This is a genomic window from Streptomyces sp. NPDC005784 (assembly GCF_042871525.1).
Taxonomy (GTDB): Bacteria; Actinomycetota; Actinomycetes; order Streptomycetales; family Streptomycetaceae; genus Streptomyces.
This window is the reverse complement of the sequence record NZ_JBIAIQ010000094.1, coordinates 1-5,755: the sequence shown is the minus strand read 5'-3', so window position 1 is coordinate 5,755 and position 5,755 is coordinate 1. Positions and strand designations below refer to the sequence as shown.

At 65.6% G+C, this 5,755-nt stretch carries 4 protein-coding genes; 1 reads left to right on the top strand and 3 read right to left on the bottom strand.

Annotated elements, in window-relative coordinates; genetic code table 11:
- Both ACFYR3_RS45450 and ACFYR3_RS45445 read right to left on the bottom strand, forming a co-directional pair.
- Positions 1-746, bottom strand: a 746-nt coding sequence (locus ACFYR3_RS45450; protein ID WP_389288288.1) for an IS1380 family transposase, incomplete at its 3' end; no start/stop codon positions are given.
- A 247-nt stretch (positions 747-993) separates the two neighbouring features.
- A complete protein-coding gene (locus ACFYR3_RS45445; RefSeq protein ID WP_389288286.1) occupies positions 994-1,935 on the bottom strand; it encodes a hypothetical protein in 942 nt (313 codons plus the stop codon).
- A gap of 561 nt (positions 1,936-2,496) precedes the next feature.
- Here ACFYR3_RS45445 and ACFYR3_RS45440 point away from each other — a divergent pair.
- Positions 2,497-2,673 (top strand): hypothetical protein, encoded by a 177-nt coding sequence (locus tag ACFYR3_RS45440; RefSeq protein ID WP_389288284.1) that lies wholly within the window; start codon positions 2,497-2,499, stop codon positions 2,671-2,673.
- A gap of 744 nt (positions 2,674-3,417) precedes the next feature.
- On the opposite strand, the gene ACFYR3_RS45435 is transcribed toward ACFYR3_RS45440, so the two are convergent.
- The gene (locus ACFYR3_RS45435) at positions 3,418-5,544 is read right to left on the bottom strand and encodes an NACHT domain-containing protein (protein ID WP_389288282.1); all 2,127 of its coding nucleotides are present in this window, start codon (positions 5,542-5,544) and stop codon (positions 3,418-3,420) included.
- Between the last annotated feature and the right edge of the window lie 211 nt (positions 5,545-5,755).

Below are 5,755 nucleotides of genomic sequence, written 5' to 3'. Positions count from 1 at the left end.
CACCTCCCACGCTGCGAGAGCCAGGCCAGGAACTCGTGAGTACCGCCTGCGGAGTCGGTGCGAATCAGTGTGGAGCGGCCTCGCCGATGCCGTTTGGGGAGCTGGGCCAGGGCGAGTCGGGTGGTGGTGATGTGGTCGGCCGCGGTGTTGCTGCCCGCGTTCCCCGGCCGGAGCAGGGCCGCGACAGGCTCTCCGGTGCCGCCGCTTCCGTGATCGACGAAGCCCATCAGCGGATGGTGGCCGAAGGACTTCTTCCAGGTCGCTGCCGCGTCCTGCTTCTCGGAGTGCGCCAGTACCAGCACCCCGTCCAGGTCTACGATCACCTCGCCTGCGGCATCCGGCGCCGACGTTCCGGCCAACTTCCATACCCGCGCGCGTACTTCGGCCCGCGCGGCTCGGATCGCGTGAAGGGCCTTCGGCCCGGCCGTGGCGAGGGTGTCGATGAGCCGCGAGACGGTCGGGTCGGAAGCCACCGGCCCGAACACCGCCGGCTCGGCCCGCAGCATTCCCACATCGGCCAGGCAGTCCCCGCCGAGCGCGACCGCCAGGGCCACATCCAGCAGCATCTTCCCCGGATCGTGCACCGCCCGCGGCTTGCGCCACGGTGTCAGCGCCGCAGATATCGCCTGGTCCAGCCCGGTCTTGCGGGCCGTCTCCACGAGCAGGACGCCTCCCGCCTGCGAGACCACCGCCCGGCCACCACCCTCGACGCGGACACGCGGGTAGGACCCGATACGCTTCTTCACCTGGGAAGTGCCTCCGACGGTGGCAGGAACAAGGACCTCGACAATCCTCATTCTTGCTGGTCAGAGGCACTTTTCGTTTATCTGACCACCCGTCGGACATCAGGCTTCATGAAAGCGCGAGGCTAGGCGCTTGTCCTGGCTCGACTCCCCAGGTTGCAGCACCAGAAACCCCTGAGCGCCATTGGGGATGTCTTACCGCCCTCTGGGTGCTGAGGCTCCACCGACCGTGCGTAAGCCACCGGACCCGTCAATCGCTTTCCGCTTCCAAGCCCTCATAGCTCTCGAACCAATGGGTATCGAAGTCATGGGCGGTCGAGAAGGGCTGCCGCGGGTCGGTGAGCAGCCGGTAGACATACTCTGCGGTCGAGCCGTCGAACCGGTACCAGCTGCCGCGGTCCTCCATCGTCGCGAGGATGGGCCATCTGTCCGGATCAGGTCCCTCGGTGAGCCAGTAGAAGTCGTCCCGTTGCTCTGTCCCCGCCCACTGCAGTAGCCCGCCCGGGGCCGGGTACAGCTGGTACGGCTCCAACGAGTTGCCGTCGTGCGCCTCGGTCCACTGGGCCCACCACTCGTTGAACTCGATGATGTCGATGCTGCCCAGTGGGCCGCCGGGCAGGAAGAGACCGAGGTAGTCGTCGAAGGCGCCGTACCCGAACCGCTCGACAAGGCGCTTGTAGTCACCTGGCAGCACAGTCCCCAGCCGGGCCTCGGCCGCCGCCCAGTTCACCACCCTTACCCGGTCTGCCGGCCAATCCGTGACGGCGACGACCCGGTCCACCCAGGAGACACCCTTCGGCAGTCCGTCCGGCATCTTGTCCGGCGACGGTGCGGCCCGCTCGGCAACGAGCAACACCGGCCGAACGCCATCACCGGCACGGACCGTCCCGCAGCCGATCCACCAGCTGCCGCACGTCCAGGCGCGCATTTCGATCAGTTGTTCCCCAAAGGGTGCCAGGAGCGACAGCCCGGTCTGCTCGGTCACCGTGGGATCGACATATCCGCCCGCGACAAGGTTGCGTAGCTGCCCGTACCGCTCGCTGAGCTCCTTGATGAGTACGGGCAGGCTGATCTCTTCGGAAGCGGTCAGGCACACATGCCCCGCCGAGTGCCTGGCCTGGTCGCACACCAGCTCCTGCCCGTCCGGCCGGACCAAGGAGTCAACGGCCGCGAGCAGTTCCTGTTTGTCCATGGCCGGACAGTGAAACACAGGCCGCGGACAACGAACCGGACCCGGCGATCGAGCCAGCGCCGTACAGCAGGGAAGTACAGCAACCACAGCGCCCCAGCCCGCCCGGTGGTGCCCCCAAAGAGCCGTGCCACGACCCGTATGCCCACCACCGACCGATCCACATAGAGCTACGGATCAGAAGGTGCCCGCGCCCTGCCGTACTCGATCCACCGGGAACTGACAGGGAGCCACGGTGGTTGACGGACAGCGCACAAGAGAACGGCCCTCGACCGCCTGGTCAGCGGCGACAAGACTGTTGCCCTTATACGTCGATCAGTGGGCGACCAAGCCAGCCAACCGGACGACTCGGCCACCTGTTCGATTTATGAGTCCATCGAGGAGTAGGACCTCGCCTGTGATGCTGTGATCGGGCCACCCGACCACAGCTCGGCGTCAGCCGGCCTGTTCAGCCTGGCCATCCATCGATGATGGAACACCCTCGCGCCCCCTTTGCACCGCACTCTCGCCCTGGCTGCGGTCGAGGGAGGACCATAGGAGTTGAGTGAGCAAGGGAGGCCCACCATGAAGACCGGAGCCTCGGACTACGACCGCTGGCTGTACTCTCACACCCCCTCCCAGGCCGAGGGCGAGCGTGACGAACCGGCCGAGCGCGCGGCCATAGATCAGCACCCCGACGTCCCCAGGACCGAGCCGTCCCAGGCCGAGGGCGAGCGGGTGGACGAGACCAGGACCACCTGACCGCCGACAAGCGATCAACGAACGGCGCCTGATGGTCTGACTGCGTGACAACGCCGACGTATGACGGCACACGCCTGCGGACAGCCGCGGCAGGCAAGCAACCCACCGTCCTGGGTGGAGCGTCCACTCAAGTGCTTTGGGACGAAGAGGCGGTCCGTGGACCATCCGTGGACGAGTCACGTGTTACTGATCAATCAGACGCCTGTGAGCTGCGCACACGCCCAGGACCGAAGGGCCCTCCGGAGCCGTGTGCGCAGGTTCGAATCCTGCCGGGGGCACTCGCCACACAGCCAGCAAGAATCACCCGCTGAGCCGGGCGGATGCCTAGAAGAGAGAGCGGGAGTCAGTCTCACGGACTCCCGCTCTTTCTCGTTCTCTCTCACTGTTCGCGCACTATCTCCGAGACACTCACGCGCTCTGCACGTGTGGGGCACCCTCCACGTGCAGCCCGAGGCAGCAACGAAGATGATCATCGCCAGCGTCACCCGCTCGGTGAGGGCCGCCGCCCTGCGGGCGTACGACCTCTGTTGGCAGCACCACCGTCGGCACAACTCCCAAAACTCGGCCGGCACCAGCCGCCCAAACAGATCCGCCATGGACCGTTCAAGACTAGAAACACCACGGCAAGTGGTGTCTCCAGGGGATTCCGGAGCACGCAGATCCGCACATGGACGGATCGTGGCCATTCACGTCACGCTTCACCCCGACATCAGGGCTTCTATGCCAGCGGCGGGCGTCGGCTGATCAAGATGGCCGCCCCGCGAGGTGACGCTGGAGGTCTATATGGCGGTACTGATAAACCGCTCCCGCCTGTCGCAATACACCCCGCTTCTCGTGAGCATCGGCGAGGAAACTCATGAAGCACCAGGGCACACGCCCCGATATTGCCAGCGCAATCCGCGCTACCAGGTATTCCATCCAAACTGACCGAGCGAGTCCGAGCATTAGACCGAATGGGTATCCGAATACAAATGCGAACGTGAGTGTGAACTCGATACTGACGGTCTCGAGCCCGAGGGACAGGTCAATCGCGATCGCCAGCGCGACCGCAAGCGCGCCCGCGATCACACCGGCGAGGGTCAACACCCAGAAGGTGCGCCGGTCCCGCGCCAGGACCGTGTTCGGCCCCACCGCCTTCTCCAGGTCGGGATGCACCGACCGGATTCCACCCATGAGCCCAAACGTCAATCCGCCGATGAGCCCGAACGTGAGTCCGGATTGGATCCCGTAAGCCAATGTGAACATGAGCGCAAACAGGAGTCCGCCAGTGAGCCCGAAGGGGACCCCGAGTGCGAGCCAGGATTTCCCTCTCCAACTCCAGCGAATACCGGAACTGGGCCTGTCTTTTACGGACGAGGTCATGAAACCTGCGAACACTATGTACAGGATCACCATCGTGGCCCCAAACCCGGCGGCGGCTGCAATCCCGTTCCTGGGCGAGAGGACGAGCGTGACTGCGAGCCAGCATACGAGCCCGGCGGTGAGAACCGTGAGCCCCCCACTGTTTCCGCGGGGCGCTGCGCGGAGTTGCCACCAGGCGAGGTTGGGCACGCCGCCAAGGTCGTCTTCGAGGTGACGGGCGAGAAAGGTGAGGGTGCGCTGGGCCTGTTCGACGGTCCAGCGAGAGGGATGGTGAGGGTGGGGGCGGTAGGCGGCGGGAATGAAGGCAGCGAACAGGTGCGCGTCGATGTCCTGGCGGGTCGGAAAGCGTGCCTGATCGAGGAGTTCACTGGGGTCGGATAGGTCGGTGAGGTGCTCGTCGGGGCGGGGGTTGTAGATGGTTCGGGCCAGGAACAGTCCGAGCGGGGTGCTCAGCGCTTGTGAGACGGGCGTGTCGGTGCTCAGTGCAGCGGTGACTCGTCTCCAGCGGGCTGCGGCCTCGGTGTGGGGGCCTCCCGCGTCCCGCTCCAGGTAGGCGGTCGCTTTTGCGGCTGCCAGAGGGAGCAGGCTGATGCCGGCGGCTCCGTTCAGGAGCAGCGAGGTTCCGGTCGATGTGGTCAATGCGCTCCGGTATTCGGCGGTGCGACTGGAGAGCACTAGCGGCTGACTGGCTGGCAGTACCTGATTGATGGTGTGCAGGGCCCGGGCGCGCACGGCTTGGGGCAGTTCGTCTAGGCCATCAAGGATGGGCAGGATCAGACGCTGGTTGATTAGGGCACTTGCTTGGGTACCGGTGCTGGCTAGTGAGGATTGGGAAGGGACGAGTACGCCCAGAGCGGGGTGGTCTTGGATGAGCTCGTCGGCCATCCATACGGATAGGTCTTGCTGGGCTGGATCCCACGAAGCCAGGGAGAACAAGGCTGGGACAGGGCCGCCGGGCTGTCGGCTATCGAGTTGGGCGAAGAGGAGGCGGATGAGCAGCATGGTCTTGCCGGCACCGGGCTCACCGAGGACGACTAGACGGCGGGTAGGAACGCGTTCGAAAGTCTGGGCGATGCCACCCCCACTGCCGGTCAGTTCTATTGGGCCAGCAGCCCATGCGGGATTGGTGCGGGGGGACCGGCCGGGCCAGTCCCTGACCAGCTCCATCAAGTAGGGCCACGGCTCGACCAGATCCGCCTCGGCTGCGACCCATTCGACCGCGAGGGGGAAAGGGTCGTTGAGGCGGCGGACCTGAGCCTCGGCCTCCCACTGTTGTCGCATGCTCTGGGCGAGCTTGTCTGCTACGTCCTCCAGTCGGGCGTCTGCCGGTTCACTCTTGCCCATTCGTAGCGCGTCGATCACGTTGTCGGGCAGCGCCAGCAAGCCGGTGAACACGGTCAGGAACGCGATCAGAGGGTCGACCCCGTGGCCGCGCGCGACATACCACGCCAAGAACGCCGCGACCAGGACCGCGCACAGCAGTCTGGCCCACTTCGGTACACGTCTCACGTTGTGATCATGCGGGGCCCCAAGCGGCGCCGCCATGATTGACACCGCCGACACCACCGGGCTGGAGGACACCCCCATGCTTTCACCAGCACCCAAAGAAACGACGCCTAAAGGCGCCTAAGAGGTCATCTCATTTGGGGTGTTCGGTAGGCTTCCGGTGTGGGGATTGTTGAGCGGCTGGTGCCGGATGAGTTGTGGGAGTTGTTCCAGC